At 38.8% G+C, this 16,748-nt stretch carries 14 protein-coding genes; all 14 read right to left on the bottom strand.

The features are described from left to right. Nucleotides 1-58: 58 nt before the first annotated feature. Nucleotides 59-937: a glycosyltransferase family 2 protein gene (locus tag T7867_RS16565; protein ID WP_068221869.1), complete on the bottom strand. Its 879-nt coding sequence runs from the start codon at nucleotides 935-937 to the stop codon at nucleotides 59-61. Then, on the bottom strand, nucleotides 934-1,740 hold the full coding sequence (locus T7867_RS16560; RefSeq protein WP_068221871.1) for a methyltransferase domain-containing protein: 807 nt from the start codon (nucleotides 1,738-1,740) through the stop codon (nucleotides 934-936). Before T7867_RS16560 ends, T7867_RS16565 begins: the two co-directional genes overlap by 4 nt. Then, a complete protein-coding gene (locus tag T7867_RS16555) occupies nucleotides 1,731-3,023 on the bottom strand; it encodes an oligosaccharide flippase family protein (RefSeq protein ID WP_068221873.1) in 1,293 nt (430 codons plus the stop codon). The genes T7867_RS16560 and T7867_RS16555 overlap by 10 nt, the downstream gene beginning before the upstream one ends. Then, nucleotides 3,020-4,180, bottom strand: coding sequence for a glycosyltransferase family 4 protein (locus T7867_RS16550; RefSeq protein WP_068221875.1), 1,161 nt, complete (start codon nucleotides 4,178-4,180; stop codon nucleotides 3,020-3,022). The genes T7867_RS16555 and T7867_RS16550 overlap by 4 nt, the downstream gene beginning before the upstream one ends. A 145-nt stretch (nucleotides 4,181-4,325) precedes the next feature. Continuing rightward, nucleotides 4,326-5,504, bottom strand: coding sequence for a glycosyltransferase (locus T7867_RS16545; protein WP_068221877.1), 1,179 nt, complete (start codon nucleotides 5,502-5,504; stop codon nucleotides 4,326-4,328). 174 nt (nucleotides 5,505-5,678) lie between these two features. Continuing rightward, entirely contained in the window at nucleotides 5,679-7,160 is a 1,482-nt protein-coding gene (locus T7867_RS16540) for an O-antigen ligase family protein (protein ID WP_068221879.1), read from the bottom strand. Between the two features lie 321 nt (nucleotides 7,161-7,481). Next, nucleotides 7,482-8,609, bottom strand: a complete 1,128-nt coding sequence (locus T7867_RS16535; RefSeq protein WP_068221881.1) for a glycosyltransferase — start codon at nucleotides 8,607-8,609, stop codon at nucleotides 7,482-7,484. Then, the gene (locus tag T7867_RS16530; protein WP_068221883.1) at nucleotides 8,606-10,669 is read right to left on the bottom strand and encodes a GumC family protein; all 2,064 of its coding nucleotides are present in this window, start codon (nucleotides 10,667-10,669) and stop codon (nucleotides 8,606-8,608) included. The genes T7867_RS16535 and T7867_RS16530 overlap by 4 nt, the downstream gene beginning before the upstream one ends. Before the next feature lie 3 nt (nucleotides 10,670-10,672). Beyond that, complete coding sequence (locus T7867_RS16525; RefSeq protein WP_084375692.1) at nucleotides 10,673-11,389, bottom strand: TolC family protein; 717 nt, start codon at nucleotides 11,387-11,389, stop codon at nucleotides 10,673-10,675. A 1-nt stretch (nucleotide 11,390) separates the two neighbouring features. Further along, nucleotides 11,391-12,551 (bottom strand): acyltransferase family protein, encoded by a 1,161-nt coding sequence (locus tag T7867_RS16520; protein WP_068221887.1) that lies wholly within the window; start codon nucleotides 12,549-12,551, stop codon nucleotides 11,391-11,393. A 3-nt stretch (nucleotides 12,552-12,554) separates the two neighbouring features. Next, nucleotides 12,555-13,313: a sugar transferase gene (locus T7867_RS16515; protein WP_273274365.1), complete on the bottom strand. Its 759-nt coding sequence runs from the start codon at nucleotides 13,311-13,313 to the stop codon at nucleotides 12,555-12,557. Nucleotides 13,314-13,467: 154 nt separating this feature from the next. Then, the gene (locus T7867_RS16510; RefSeq protein WP_157717652.1) at nucleotides 13,468-13,611 is read right to left on the bottom strand and encodes a hypothetical protein; all 144 of its coding nucleotides are present in this window, start codon (nucleotides 13,609-13,611) and stop codon (nucleotides 13,468-13,470) included. 259 nt (nucleotides 13,612-13,870) lie between these two features. After that, the gene (locus tag T7867_RS16505; RefSeq protein WP_322299576.1) at nucleotides 13,871-14,584 is read right to left on the bottom strand and encodes a DUF4272 domain-containing protein; all 714 of its coding nucleotides are present in this window, start codon (nucleotides 14,582-14,584) and stop codon (nucleotides 13,871-13,873) included. 113 nt (nucleotides 14,585-14,697) lie between these two features. Beyond that, nucleotides 14,698-16,731, bottom strand: a complete 2,034-nt coding sequence (locus T7867_RS16500) for an LruC domain-containing protein (protein ID WP_322299575.1) — start codon at nucleotides 16,729-16,731, stop codon at nucleotides 14,698-14,700. Nucleotides 16,732-16,748 lie beyond the last annotated feature (17 nt).

Genomic DNA, 16,748 nt, shown 5'->3' with positions numbered 1-16,748 from the left:
GTCTGGAGAGTAAAATGGAGTTGTTTCGATGAATAGTAAGAAACTGTCGGTGAACGAATTAGATAGGTCGAAAGCCGAATTTTTTCTGAATTAAACCATCCGAAATTCCCTTGTTAAAAGCATTCAAATGCTTCCACTCTCTTAATAGAAGGTGTTTTAAGAAGTTTTTAGGCGTTGATATAAGAAGGAAGAAGCTAACGAATGTGAACCAGTTTAACTTGCCTTTATTTCTCATAAAGTGCAGTCTGTTCCTGGTCTGGTAATACAGTTTAAGAGGACTATTTTTTCCTGTAGAAATGGACTCTTTATGCAATACATGAACAGCGGGGTCTACCAATAGCTTATACCCACCTTGCTTAATAATGTTAGACCATTCTAGCTCTTCGTAATAAAGAAAGAATTGTTCTGGCATAAGACCACAGTTTTCAATTACCTCTTTTTTTAGCATTACTGCTGCTCCGTGAAAATAGGGGGTCTCGTAAGGTGAGTTAGATTGCGTGTTTTTTAGTAGTTCATTTCTGCCAGTAAGAGAGTTTATAGGGGTAAAACCCGCAAACTGAATCTTATCTGGCTGACTAAAGTATTTAAGCACAGGAGACACGGCTCCAATGGTTGGTTCGGTGAATCGACTGAGTAATGATTCAATTAGGCCGTTTTCTAACTCCGTGTCATTATTAACCAAGAATAGGTAATCTCCCTTGGCCTTTTCTATTCCTAAGTTGTTTCCACCGGCAAATCCAAGGTTCTCTTTGGCATTCAGTACTATAGCCCCAGGTAAAATAGACTGATAATTCTGTGTGTCGTCTCCTTCTTGGCAGTTGTCTACTACAATTACTTCAAGGTTAGGATAGCCTAGTTTGCTAATTGAATGCAACAGCTCGCTAGTAACAGCTTGTTGCTTATAATTGACCGTAATAATGGAAACTAAAGGGTTCATTTTTTCTCTTTTATACCAATTACCTGAATAGCATTACCCCAAGTGTTTACATGAAACATTCTATCGAAATGAATAAGCATTTTTGCTAGAGGTAGAGTAAGCATCTGACCAATTACTCCTGCTTTTTTACCTAAGTATGCCAATTCCCAACCAAGTCTTGCATACCATCCGTCTGAATAGCTTGCATGAACCACTTTGAATCCTTCTTCAATAAATCGGGTTTCTAGTCCATGAAGGTCATAAACTTGGCCAATGTGTTCATCTTCTAACCACTCGTGATGGTCTTCAAAATATTTTTCTGGGAATATTGTTCTTTGGGTTACATAGGGGATCTTCACCATGAAATGCCCCCCAGGTTTTAACCTGTCATAAGCGGCTTTAAAAGGCATTTGTTCAGGGGCAATGTGTTCGAAAACATCTATTGAAAAGATAAAGTCAAATTCTTTTTCCTCAAGATCTTCTGTCAATTTGCAGTGGGTGTTGATGTTTTCTATACCACTTCTTGAGATAGCCTCGTTCACCGAATTAATTCTCTCTTTGTCTATATCAAGACTGTGTACTTCGCTTTGTGGTAGGGCTTGAGCAAGACTAAAACTGTACTCGCCATAACCAGTTCCTAGATCTAAGATTTTTGCATCTGCTTTCAAAGGTATTTTCTTGACCATTTCTTTGAAAACAGTGAATCTGGCGTAGTTACCAACATTTGTATATCCAAATACTTTATGAAAGAGCTTAGCCAATTTTGGCGCTTTTTTCATTCTTTCACTGGTGTAAATCTGTGCTGTTCCAAATGTCAATTCCATGATGAGATATTTTTGTTTTTGAACACCATTTTTGCCGCTTCAACCACTGTGTGTACAGGGTGAAGACTCAATTCTTTATTTAATTTTAATTGTCCAATAAGAATGGTAATTACAATGGCACTAGCCGTTGCAATGGCACCTCCTATAACTCCATAAGTAGGAATTAAAGTCAGGTTGAGTACTACGTTAATACCTAAGCTTAATAAGAGCATTAAAAAATTTACCCTCGGCTTACCAACCGCATCAAGCGTTAGCCCGAATACTCTTCCCCATGGCTTAAATACTGAGGCTATGCTGAGCAGAATGATGATAACAGATGCCTCCTGGAAGCTTTCGTTTCCAAGTATTTGAATAATAGTATGGTTAAAGAAGATCAACACAAGGGCTATCGGTAATACAAAAGCAAATAAAGAAAGAACTGATTGACCATATGTTTTCTTTAGATCAGTGCCTGAATTCTGATGACTACTTGCTGAAATTTTCGGATAAATGACTTGGGATAAAGCTTGCAGTGGAAGCTCTGCATAATTCATGATTTTAGTGGCAAAATGGAAGATAGCCACGGAAGATGGCCCCAGAAAGTAGCCAATCATTAGAATATCTACACGCTGAAAAAGGAGGGATAAAAGGTTAGTGCCCGAAGCATATTTGCCAAAACTAAATAGTTGAGTAAATACTTTTTTACTAGGCAATGACCTGTTAAGCTTTGTCGCAAATAGTAAAATTGAATGTGGTATTGAAGCCAAGCAAATTAGGTTGATCAGCATACTTAAACTTGGCTGGTTATACAGATAAATGTATCCTAGAAGTAGGCTAACAAAGCTGATTAGGTATATGATGTTGAACGTAAAATACCTTTTGAATCTTTCTTCCGCTTGGTTAAGAGTATTTGAAAATTGGAGCGTACCCAATGCCCAAAGCACTTTATATCCATTTGCATAAAGTACAGATAGTTCGTTGTTGCTGATAAGACCGTATGTTAAAAGCAACAAGCTCAAGATTGTCATTAATCCAAAGTTGAGTGCCGCTCCTGTATTGACCACTGTTTTCTCAAAGCCTGACTGTATAAGTAGTCGGCTTAATCCGTTTTGAACAAAACCTTGTCTAAAACCATCACAAATGGAGACTGTGGTGATAAAAAGTGCCCAAGTACCAAAGGTAGCCTGATCATAAACCTTCGCCATGTAAATGAATAGAATGAAGTTGCTCAATAAAAAGGCAATCTGTCCACCAAAAGAAAAGGCGGTATTAGTAAACGATTTACTTTTTAAGATCTGCTTCATTGTGCAAGCGAATGGTAAAGTCTTTCAGTTTGTTGGGCAATTTTATCCCAGGTATAATAAGCTTCTACCTTAGATTTACCCTTTAAGCCCATCACTCTAGCCTCATTTCTGTTTCTAGAGAGGTAGTTCATGGCATCTATAAATTGCATTGGTTTATTTGTGGCACATAAAAGGCCATTTTCTCCATGCTGAATCGTTTCTTTTATAGAATCTAGGTCAGAAGCAATTACAGGAATACCTTCAGAGTTAGCTTCTAAGAGTACAATGCCTTGCGTTTCATAGAAGCTTGGCAAAACCAAAGCAGTGTAATAGGGGAGCATGCCATGAATTTCTTCATTGCTATACTCCCCAAGCAGTCTGACTCTGGTCTGTAGCCCTTTTTGGGCTATAATTTTTTCGATGTTTTCTCTCTCGCTGCCATCACCAATAATATCTAAGTACACGCATGAGTCTACCTGATCCATCAGTTCTACAATTCTAGATATGCCTTTTACTGGGTGTAAACGACCTACAAAAAGGAATCTGGCTTCGTTTTTATCTTGCTTAAACCTAGAGTGTCCTAAGCTCTTTACTCCGTTAGAAATTACTTTGATGGGTTTTTGAATAGCACGGGCATTTGATAAGTCGTGTTTTAAAGAATTACTAACTGCAACCAAACCGGCAGCACTGTTATAAAGTCTATCTTCTACCTTTTTTGTAAATGAATGATGAAGTTTATGATTGAGTTGATACCACTTTTTGCCTTTGTTTTCGATGTCAATAAGACCATGAACAGTGTTAACGAGCCTAGACCTAATGTCTCTGTTGAAGCTTAGCAAATAGCCACTTCTGCCTTGAGCATGGATGATATCGAATGTTTGATGATTCTTTTTAACCCACTTGAAGGCGTACCAATTAAAGCTGAACTCTTCGGCAACAATATTTATGGGCTTGATGTAGCGGCCTGGGAAATAAGGGACTTGAATAACGTCTATTCCTTCAATGTTTTTGGTGTTTACCTTAGAACGGTATGGTCCGCCATTTAGAATGGAAACCTTATGTCCAATAGCAGCTAGGCCTTTAGCCAGCTCCCAAGAGTGGGTCTGAATACCTCCTTTAAACTGCCAAGGCAAGGTTTTAGAGATAAGTAGAATATTTAGCGACTTATTCGGTTTCATGACTTTTTTTGTTTTTTGAGCTTTTTCAACTCTTTTAACCTCTTATCTACAGCCAGCTTTTCTTCCCTTTTCGAGAGCATTATACCATATACCAAGGCCATTATGGCTATAGGTAGTACGGCAGGCCATGGCATTCCCTGAAACATTAGGCTTCTATTAATTCGTGTTTCGTATGAATGAACTCTTGCTTAGACTTTTTCATTTGACTAAGCGATTTAATGGCAGCCCAACCAATTTTTGGGATGCTCACAAGAATTTTAAGCGATTGCTTAAACAACTGGTCTGTAGGTAGTACAAAAAGATATGAGAGGCTAAGACCTACAAAGGCAATAGTAGCGGTTACTCCTAAAAACGAAGAGTTCAATAGTATACCGCAAACAACCAAAAGTAATATGGCAAAGGGCGCTACTGCACGCGGGGGTAGCGCTAACTGCATAACTTTATGAAAAAAGTCTACATTTCCCTCTGCCAAATTACTTAAGCTTTCACCAAACGATTTTTTGAAGAAGGTATATTGGGCTTCTAGCCATCTTCCTCTTTGTTTAGTAAAGGCATTGGTCGAGGTTACTTTTTGGTCTAAAACCGCCATATCGGCAGTATAATCTATGAACTCACGCTTTCTGGTGAGAATTAATTCCATTTCTTTATCGAACCCACCTATGGCTTCGCATTGATTAATTGTAGTCTTGAATAATTCAAAATTGAAAACCATGGCCGAACCCGAAAGCTTAGAAGATAAACCTAAACTGTTAGCTCCTTTACAAAGCATTTCGGTATTGGCTGCTTCGGAAAGGCCATCCATTAACGCAGTAGAAGTATTGTTATTGGCTGCTTTTCTTAACCCCTGAATTGCTCGAGCTCCAGACTGAATCCACTGGTTGGCTTTGAATAAAAAGCCTTTCTCCATTACGTTGTCAGCATCTAATACTACCACCGCATCGTACCCCTTATCGTATGCTTTAATAGCGCTCTGAAGCGATTTCACCTTGGTGCTTTTTTCGAAACTTACTGAATGGACTTTCGCCCCAAGTTGCTTCAGCTCCTTTTTGGTTTCATCCTTAAGTTGATCTGCAATAACCACCAAATCGAACTGACCTCTTGGGTACTCATATCTGAGCGACATGTTCTTAGCAGTACTATATTTTATAATAGCATCCTCTTTGTAAGCAGGGACTAATACCAAGAAGCGCGTCAAACCATTTTGTACTGGTTGAATATCTTTTGTTTTGTACTTAGAAGCTACAGCCAATACAAACTGATAGAGTGCTGAAACTGTGAGGTAGATGAGTACTGGAGCAAGTAAGATTTCGAAGAGGGTTTTCATGATCTTATTTTTAATCAAATGTACCCTGCAAACAGCCCTCTTTCAGGGTATTAAGATGAATGGGAGAAAATCAACGATGAATGAAAAAGGGTAGGCGTTGATTAGTTTATAGTTCAAAGTTTAACGTGAGCCTTAAGGCCAGCTAATCAGATTGTTATTAAAAGATAGGAGGAATTATGATTTAAGCTTGGATGCTTTTTTTACCGACTTCAGCCATTCTTTTTGGTCACGTTCGGCAATCAGGAAAATGAAAGGAATGGCAAAATTGAGGATAATCCCTGTTGGCATTTGAATAAGCACCTGATTACCATAGCTAGCCAGTATGGCACCAGCGAACATAGCATATAATGCCGAGGCTTGTGTTCGATGTTTCTCGCTCCTCATACTCATTATTTTATGACCTCCATAGCCAAGTGTAAAGCCCAAAATAACTAAGTGAAAAGTGAGCCCGACAGGTCCGGTCTCTGCCCATATTTTTACAAACCAGCTATCTGTGGCAGTATTGGCCATTAGCGAGTCTGGGTTGAATCTTGCACCCCAAAAACCTGCTGTTCCAATACCTCCGCCAAATGGTCTAGAAGCCAGGTAGCGGGCAAAAGTCTTTTGGTTTTCTAGCCGAACGCTGAGTGATTTGTTTTCAGGATCTAACGCTGTTCTCATACGCCTCACTTGTTCCACTCCCTGAAACATAAAGGTGTATTTCAGAATTACGAACACTAAAATCATTCCGCTAAAGCCAGCGACCAGAATTCTAAAGTTTTTAATGAGAATTAGGTAGGCAATGCCACCGGCTAACGGTACGGCTAATGCACCTCTAGTGCCTGAAATGGCGAATCCGAGCAAGAAGATAACTGCGAAAACGAGGTATTTGAATTTCTTTATTCCTTTGTATGGGCCCATGAACATGATGGCGCACATTAATGACATCATGGCCTGCGATGCACCGAAACTTCCTGCATCTGAATAAAAAGAAAATACCCTGAGTACTCCGTGTAGTACATGTTCCTCGTGATGTTCTTCAGCATAAAGCCAATGATCTTCAGCGGCATCGGTACCCAAAATCTGCTGCTTAAAGCCCCAAATAGTGCCTATTAATGAGAAGTATATTAATAATCTAATGAACTTCTCTAGATCTTCTTCTTCTCTGAAAAAGAGAAAAATTAACGGGATGGTAAGTGCTTGGTAAAAACCAATACCGCGCATAGCATAAAACCATGCAATCAGTCCGTTGCCACTTGGGTTGACTATCTCAAACACTAAAAACAGCATCCAAGCTGTATAGAGAATAGCAATTGGGTTTCTGAGGTATTTCCAATTAGGATTAACTTTTTTATTAAGAATTACGCTGAGCCAAGAAAGAGCAAGTAAAATATCTACCAAAAGCCCCCAAGGGCCAGGTACATATCGAGCTATGCCAGCGCCAAAAAACGCTATTATAATATTACCCCAAACTCCGAGCTTAGGGTTGTTCCAAATAATGGAAAGCACAACTAGAGAAATGGGTAAACCAAGAAGGAGTGCTCCTCCAATAATTCCTAAAAACTTGAACAGCAGAAAGCTTACACCCAGAATACCAATCATTAGTATCCAGCCTACTGGCGTAGATAAAATGGAAGCACCGCTAAATTGTGCAGTTATGGTTTCCTTGCTATTCATCGAAGCAAAGGTGCCAAGTCTGGAGCGTAGTTTTTTTTAGAATCGGTGAATTGACAAGGATCTTCGATGAGTAACCGCTGAATCAGATAATTGGTGAATCAGAAGTTCTGGAGGGTAGTAGGCTTATTTGGCGGCATTCAGGGCGAAGAATCTTCTGATTAACTTTTATCTCTGGAGATTCTTCGGTCGTATATTTCTGATTATCATCAAAATATACTTCCTCCGAATGATGGTTAAGAGGCAATCACCTTTAATGCTGAAAGGATTTTGAATACATCAGTTACCAAAATTTATGGTTGAGGTATAATCTATTCTTTGTAATCAAATAGCCTCAGCAAACTCTCTTGCTCTGTTTGCCCAAGAATTTTGTTTGGCAAACTCAACTCTCTTCTGAGTTTTTATTCTAGAATTATATCTGATGGATCTTTTAATGGCTTTTAGGAATTCTTCTCGACCATCGGCTATTTCTGCAACTTTAGAAAAGTCAGATAAATCGGAGAAGTTGGAGGCCACCACAGGTTTACCCATGGCCAGATACTCATTGATTTTCAATGGATAAATGGCTGCAGTAAGCTTAGATTTTACAAATGGAATAAGCCCTACATCAAAGTTCTGAATTTTGTCTGGGAGCATGTGTTGCTCTATCGAACCCAAGAAACTGACATTGTTTGGCAGGGGAGGAAGCTCCGTTCTTACAGGGCCGTAAAACTCAAAATTATACTCAGGTAAATTTTCTGCGCAGTAGCTGATCAACTCAAAGTCTATTCTTTTGTCTACTGCTCCAACATAACCAATAGTGTTACCTTTAGACTTCTCGTTATGAGATGCCAGAAATATATCGAGATTCACTCCATTTGGAATAAACTTTACTTGCTTGGCCAGTGGTAACTTGTTGCTCTGTAAAGTTGTACTTGTGCAAATAACTTCGTCTACCAAAGGCATGTAAATTTCTTCATAGTGCGTTCCATGTTTTCCTGACCAATCAGTGCCAGAAATTTCATCGTAGCAATAATAGATGCTCTTCTTAGGACTGAAGAATTTGCGAGTATGATAACCGAAAATAGGGTTAAATGCATTGATAAGCGTGTACTCCTCAACGCCTAACTTTTTGAGCTGAGATTTAATGCTGCGGCCAACAATTCGGCTGTTCAACTTAGCTGCCCAGTCATATAGTTTTGCAGATTTTATCCAGTTAATAGGAAGCACAGGAGGGGTAGAAATCAGCTCTATTTCTCCATGATCTGTTATTTGATTTCTTATTCGGCTGCCTGTGCCTAAAATGTTTTTTACTGGAGCAAACTTATTGAAGAAGAGGTCTTTGATAGTATAGTGATAATCTATCATGATGACCCTGTGGTCTTTACTGAGCTGCTTTAACAGCTCAATAGTAGATTTGATGTAAGGCGTGTCCCAGGCAGGAAAACTATGACAAACTATTACCTTCTTCATATCGATGCTGGTTTGAATCCTTGAGTCAAAAGTCTTTTTACAAACATTCTGAGCTTGCTTCGCTTCTTTGGAATATCTCCAACTATTTCTTCCATTACCTCAGTAGTAACAGCGTTTAAGAAGAGTATAGGCTTTTTGCCAGCTAGTTTTTTATACACCTTTAAACTGTGCTTATCTGAAGCTGTCCATTTTCTATTAGCTCTGGCCACCAAAATGTGTACATCGCCTTCAGTTACCACTTCTTCTTTGTATGGTTTGAAGATAATTGGCCCTAATTCTTCAAAAATGAACTCTGGGTCATTCTCATCCATTATGGTAGGGAAGTGCTTCTTGATTTTTTCAATGATGTAAGATTTACCTTCTCCATATTGAGTGCTGAAAAGTATAATCTTTTTAGGTCTGCTTTCTCCCTTAACCTCAGCCCTTAATTCTTGAATAAAGTGATTAAGTGCATGTTTGTTCAAACCTTCGAAGTTGATTTTATTGATCTGCTTTTTTCGAACTCTAGGCAAAATTCCGCCTAGTTTAAGGCCTGTTTGGTCACAAGCTCTTTCAGGTCTTTTTAAGGTGCTGTCTAGCAATTCCATTCCTACAATTACCGCAGTAGGTAAAATGGCTCCCACCATGAAGGCAAGAATCACCATCATCATTCGCTTAGATTTCTCTGGCTTAATAGGGTAGTACGGAGCGTCTATCACTTTAATGTTGGAAGACATCATCATACTGTACTTATGTAGCCGGGCTTGGTTAAAGCTATGTAGGTTCTCTAAATACTCGCTTTCAGCAACATCTATTTCTCTTTCCAACCGGCTTAAGGTTGAGCCTAGTGGAGCAAAGCGATCGTAGATTCTTTCATATTCTTCTTGTCTGGCTTCCATAACGGTAAGCTTTGCAGCAGACTCTTCTTTGATAATGGTGTAATTGAGCCATTGAGTAAGGATGTCTCTAGTTTCTACACCTTCTGGAGTTTGGTTTACAAAGAAAAGATCGCTTGCAGTGTTAGACATTTGCCCCTTTAAGGAGTCTATTTTATTGTTCAGAATAGCTTTTTGAGTAATAACCTCAGGACTAGGAATGGAGTCCGTAATTAACTCTAAGCTGGCCAATTCTGCACTGTATTTAGAGATTACCTCTCGGCTATCGGCCAATTTTGTTTGGAGGCTAGCCAGGATTGACTTGTCGGCAACATCGTTTTCAATTTTAACTAATGCCGATTTTGCACCCGCTAAAACTTTTAGTTCTTCTTGATACTGTTTGTCTAGCTCCTCCTTATTACCAGAGATAAATCTGGTTTGCTCATAGTAGTTAATGATTTTGTTGTTTACTCTGAATTTTAAAAGTGCGTCTTCTGCTTCTTGCAACTTTGCGGAAGATTTGTTTACCGCAGACTGGAAAAATTCAATTACAGAATCGCTTTGACCTTCTTTAATATTCTTCTGCTTCGACATAAATATGCCGGTTAGCAACTCTAACGTTTTCTGGCTTAAGTATGGATCTACCGAAGTGTATTCCATACGGATCATATCACTATTACCTTCTCTGGTTACTATTAGGTTTTCTAACTGCTCTATGCCAAAGAATTCATTTTTAGAATTGGCAATAAGGTATACCTCGTTGAACTGATCTTTTTCTCTCATTCTTACGAGCTTCTCGTAAATCGAGATCTCAGAGTCGGCATCAGTAATGTTAATATCTAAATGTTCAATAGTCTCCTCAAAGTACTCTCTGTTATCAGGTAGTATTCTGAGTTCTTCATTTCTTTTAGCCAATAATAAGTGAGCCATTAACTTGGCAGATAGCTCTTTATTGGTCTCGTAAGAGGTGGCTAAGTTGATAAGGTTTTCAAGCTCGTTGTTGGTCTTTGCATAATCTACTCTTCCACTTGAGTTACTCTCTATGCTGTAGCCCGAAATTAAACCAGTATTCAGGAGGGTATGAGTGTTATACTCCTTCTTGCCATCCTTAGTGCTGTAGAAAACCAAGCAAGCAAGTACTATGGCTGTTCCGGCAATAAAGTGGAAGTAGCGAACCAGCAGTCTTACAATTTCTACGATAGTCATGGCTTACTTAAGGATTTCTTCTCCAACAATGGTTTTCAAGGTAGTGTAGGCTAACCAAGCTTCATTCTTAGCTTTTTCGAACTCTAGCTTTGAAGAGAAGTTCGATTCGATGGCCATTCTGTATTGCTCTAGCGGAAGTTTTCCGGACTTAAAGTAGCCTTCGGCAACGGTTAGAGACATCTCGTTAGACTCTACCACTTCAGCCTGCAATTCAATAGATTTAATGTAGTGTTTTAGGTCTGAGTAGAGCTTCACAATCTCTTTTTTGATCAGCTCTTCTTCAGACTCTTGTTCGTAGTCTAACTTTTCGATTTCAAGTTGTTGAATCTTGATCTCGTGTTTTCTTGAACTTACTTCGGTGAAAGGAAGTCTTAAATTTAGTCCTACATTATATGTTACGTTTTGTCTAGATAAGTAAGTAACTCGTGTACCACTTTGGTCGCCCACAAGTTGGTCAGACATAATGCCGTTTCCATAATTTACTCCGGCAGCTAATGACACATGCTGTAACCACTTTTTTCTTTTCATGGCTATCTCCTGGTCAGTTTGCAACTGAGAAATTTCTAAAGCCTTAATTGAAGAAGACTTTCCAATGGCCACGGCCATCAGCTCCTCAACTGGTCTAAGGTTTTCTACCTTAAGTTGAGTTGCCGTTGTCTGCGAAAAACTCAGCCCTGTGAAGGACATTAGCGCGATAAGGATTGTGGTTAACTTTTTCATCTTACTGTTCTGTTTTCACTAACCTTTTACTGATTCGGCTCTTGATTTTTTCAAGGATTTGCTGAAAGCCGTCTTTCTTCATAAAAGGTCTTTCGATGACCGTGTAAAAGATTATACTGCTAAGTAAGATGATAGGCAGGGTAATAATGAGTGATATCGTTAGACCTGAGAAATATGTCGTTGAATAACCAATTCTATCGATAAGTGAATAAATGAGTTCTAGTAGAGGAAGGTGGGTTAAGTAGATGGTATAACACATACCACCGATAACTGGTATCCATTTATAAGACAGTATTTGAGGTACAATTTTCCCTTTTAGGGTACTTATAAAGAAGCCCATTAAGGCCGTAGAAAAGAGCAATGCTTTTTCAAGATCGTCTGTCCAGGTGAACATCATCATAATAATAGTTGCCACTCCAAGAATGTCGTATAAGTAGGCTTTTTTGTTGACCCAATTTTTAGAGTGAACGAATAGATCTGCGGCCAATAGCCCCACTAAAAAGTGCTGAAGTTGCCCTAAGATTGACGCTCTGAATGGCTGGTATTGAAAGCCAAACACATGCTGGAATACTATGAATAAAATGATAAGGGCGGCTAGAAAAATTCTTCTGAATGAAAGGTCTTTCTGGTTGAAGTATAGAATAGCTAGAAAAGGCGCTATAATGTAGTATTGAATTTCAACTTCAAGCGACCAGGCCACCGGATTGATTACAGGGAATTCAGCGTATACAATATTGTGAACATAGAAAATACTGCTGAAGTAATGGCCTGCCATTTCTCCAACACCCATACCCGATTTAATAATAAAGATGATGGCAAAAAGGCTCATCCAGAAAATGTAAGGAGGCTCGAGCCTTTCTAACCTCCTTGTGAAGTACTTTTTATAACTGAAAGTATAGCCACTTTTAGCAAAAGGAAGTGCTAGAACAAAACCACTTAGTGCGAAGAAAATCATAACTCCAATGGCGCCTCTACTAATCAGATAGTTGAGTTGTTCATTGAGTCCGGTTAGGTTTTCTTCTCCATAAACATACCTGAGAAATCTTTCATTGGCATGTAGAATAACCACAGGTAAAATGGCCACAAACCGTATTCCGTCTACAAAAGGTATGTAAGAACGGCCCGAATTGGGTCTTTTTAGGTTTTGTAACAGCTTTTTCATGGCTTAAACGTTTTCGTGTTGAAGCGCTGCGATAGGTGTCTTAACTAAGATTTTTAAATCCATCCACAAGCTGTGGTTCTGTGCATATTCAATGTCTAGCTTTACTCTGTTTTCTGGGTCTACATTGTCTTTACCTCTTTCAGTTACCTGCCACAAGCCAGTGAGTCCTGCAGGGCCTAGAAAACGTCCTACACGCTCGTCAGTAGTAAGCTTTTCTGCTTCATATAAAGGCAGAGGGCGGTTGCCTACTACAGACATATCGCCTTTAAGAATGTTGAAGAGCTGAGGTAATTCATCTATACTCGTATTTCTGATGAACCTACCAATTCTCGTTATTCTTGGGTCGTTCTTAAACTTCACAAAAGAGTTGGCATTGTCTTTACTCTTATGGTCCTCAAAGCGATTCACATCAGCATACTTCTCATCAGTGATCATCATTGGGTCATTAGCATAATACGCAATGGCATGTCTGTCTAATTCGTACTCTTGAAGTTCTACCTGATCTTCAATTTCGTACTGATTCAAATGCTTCATGTTTTCTACGAGCTTATCAGCGTCTGTTCTCATAGATCTGAACTTGTAGAACTTAAAGATTTTGTAGTTCTGACCCACTCTATATGAATAATAGAAAATAGGACCTCTGGAGTCTAATCTGATGGCGATTGAAACCAAAATAAGGATTGGACTGATGAGCAAAATCAAGATACCAGCAAAGGCGATATCGAATGCTCTTTTGATGATTAATGTACTTCGCTTGTTCACTTGTCTGTCAGTTTAAATACATATCAAAAGTAAACCCTCAGAGGTGTTTTAACGGGTTTATTAGACGACTGAACAAAAACTGAAGGTGAATGAAAGGGGAGAGGTGATGGGGTTGAAAGGTTGGGAAGTTCTGATGTTATTAAGTCAAGATGTTTTACCAGTCATAGCCAAGGCTTACTTTTAGCCTAATTGCCTCTTCAGTTTCTACAAAAATTGAATCATCAAGTGTATAGTAACCAACAAATTGAGCAGACATGATAACGGTTAGCTGGAATATGTTCAAAACAGAAGTAGCCATTCACATCAGAACTTATTTCGAAAGTGTCATCACTGATCGATAGTCGTATTTAGACTCCTGGTTTTTTTACTTGATACAGGCATCTAGCACGATCCCCGAAATGTTTACGGTTAAAGTGTCCATCATTCTAGTTCTATCAACAACCAATGAACTTCTAAAATGCTTCTTTGGGAAAATCCTGCAGCTACTAATTAGGCTCAAGAGGATTGATAATAATATTACATTTCTTAGTCTGCCTAAGTTGGTTTTCAAGTGAGGATTATGTGTCAGTTGTAACCTCATCCCAATTGTCTTGATAGCAGGTTACCCAGTTTAAAGCATAATGACGTTCGTAAATAATACTTGGGTCATAGTCGTGGGGAATTTTAGCATTATTGAAGACTGAGCTTCTAACCGAATTATGTAAACGATAAATGAAATCACATTCGTCCAGTATTTCCTCACGATTTCTCAATTCAACCGAGTTGAAGAATTGTTCTTGAGATTCGAAGGAACTGATTATTCGGTCTTGAACATCGTGCAGATTTATCGTTTGGTTTGGCGAAGGAAGTTCTTTAATTAAACCCAATGACCAATACAGGGTATAACATGCTTCGATTCTCCATGAGATACTAACTATATTTGAATGACTTGGCTCGTCATGAAGTAAGTATGCTTTCTCTTCTGGTGAAACTTGATTCCAAATTTGGAGTTTCTCGAGGTATTCTTTGCACTCTGACCTAGAGAAATCAAAGGCTGTTTCAGTCAGCGCACCTAAAATTTGAGTTCTAACCGCAATATTTCTAGCACTTTGAAATTTGGCAATTTTGGAATCTTCAATTGTTGGCAAATATGGGTTTACTTTGAATTTCATAGACCGCAGATAATTTTCAGATTGTTTTTTTCTTTCCTCTGAAGTTTTCACTAGTCCATAATGAGCCAAATCATTAATGCTGTAAGAATTTGTCTTGTTAAAAAAGTCAAAAAGTCCCATTTAAGTGTATTAATCAATTTTGCTTATCTAATATAGGCTCTATTAATTCTGAATTTAAAAAAAAAGCACCCCTTTCGAGGTGCTCTTTAATCACAATTCAACCTAACACTAAGCTATCTCTTGAAAAGGAGGTCTAAATCTCTATATCCTTGCTGGTCTCTGTACCAGTCCATGTAGCTAAAGCCTAAGCTTTGTGCCCAATCTTTGAATCTTAAGTGAACACTTCTAATGTCAACTTTCTCTTGAGGGTAATCGAAGCTTTCAGGTAAATTGATAGCCCACGGTAAATCTGTCTTCGATCTGTAATAAACGCCACTTTCTACATCTGTATTGTCGTCTAGTGTGCCGAAGAATTCAGTGTTTACTAAGTTAGTAGGGGCATAACCTGGTAAGTGTACCTCTCTACCTCTTTCCTGACCAACAATCATGAACGGGTTGTATGGGGCATTGCCAATTTGGGCATACGTTTTAGGGCTATTAAATACAGTGTTTAGAGTAATGGTTTGTACATCGTGCTGAGGCTTATCTTCTTCAGTATTGATGAACCCATTAGTATCGAATAGTGCGTGTATGTTGTCTGCTACAATAAATACTGCATTATCTTGACCACTTTCAGTTCCGTTGGCGCTTAAGCTTACGCTAGAGCCAGTTATGCTTTGCCCTGTGCTAGTCTGCACTTCAGAAGGAAGCAAGTCAGTAGCAAAACCGAATCCGTTTCTATAACCTGCTCCGGCAGCTCTAACCTCAAACTTGGATTCCATTTCTACTATTTGGTTGTTAGCATTCAAATAATGCTTGAACTGATAGTCAACTACTAAATCATTGAAATCGTAATCTCCATAATCTGGCCATTTATCCTCAAAAGCGAATGTTCCATAGGTAGAAGAAGATGGGTAATGACTAGCGTAAGCCTTAGAAGCATCGTTAGGATACTCGTCCAAAATATCGTTGATGCCGTCTCCGTCAGAATCTAATGTTCCTGGCTTGTCTATTGGACTAACATTTTCAATACTAATGGCCTCTACCGGGTTTGAAGTCACAAACATAATGGCATCATTAAAGTCTTCATCAGACCAAGAGTCTTCACGTACCACGTCTTCAAAACCAAGAAGGAATAACTCGTTCTCTTCGTCCCAAAGCAATACGTTATGTTGTTGTAAATTAGGGTCAGACTCTGGGTTTAAGCCTTTATCTGAGAAAATAAGGTAATTGTAGCTTTGTGAATTCCATCCGTTCCAGCCATCGGCTAATAAGACTACTCCAATTGAAGTGCCTGCTTCAAATCTTCCAATGTTTACTTTATCTCCAGAGCGTAGTCCACCACCAGATCCGTAATAAGAGAGGTTAGGGAAAGCAATGTTGATTACATCAATATCATCTATAGACTGTGGCGGTGTACCAGTAGGGTAAGTATAGAACCCGATAGCGTTTTTCCATCCAGCTCCTTCATGCACGAAGGTAATCCACACATCTGCTGTTTCAAGAATATCTAAAGTAGTTTTCTTGCCATTGGCCAAGTAAGTTGGGTGATATTCTGGAACTGGCTTGGCTTCTGGAAGCGATGCATTGATATATTCTAGAAGAGTAGTGCTAATTACATCTCTGTTAGGCTCAAGGTTTCTTGGTGTTCCATACCAGAAGCTGTAGTTTGCTAAGTAATTGAATGTAATACCATTAATACCATTTGAAGTATTTGCAGCACCAGCATCTGAATTATTTTGCTCTTCTTCCTCCTGAACAACTACAGAAGTTACTTCACCTTTCTCATAGGTCAATTCTATAGTATTGTTCAGAATTGGTACTTCTACGTTGTTAGGAATACCAATAAAATTCGTTTGAATCAATACGCTTTCGTAGTATGTAGGCAGGTTAAAACTTTCGTTCAGTTGACCAGAGTTGTTGGTAACTGCGGTAAATAACTTTCTGCCTGCTGTATCGCCAGCTACTTCAAATACTGAGACTTTAACTCCTGTAAAAGGATCTCCTGAAGCATCTGTAAGGCTAACTGCTAAAGAAACGTCATTTGTGGTTACAAAGTCGAAGTTAGAAGTCTCGTTAATGGTTTCTTCTAATTCTACTACAGGCTTTTCTAAACATCCGTTTAGGATTAATAGAGCCAACGCTATTAAAGCTGTCTTTTTCATCATTTGGTTTTTTGTTGAAC

The organism is Roseivirga spongicola (genome assembly GCF_034376045.1).
GTDB classification, from domain to species: Bacteria; Bacteroidota; Bacteroidia; order Cytophagales; family Cyclobacteriaceae; genus Roseivirga; species Roseivirga spongicola.
The sequence above is the reverse complement of the archived record's forward strand: the minus strand, read 5'-3'. Positions and strand labels throughout refer to the sequence as shown.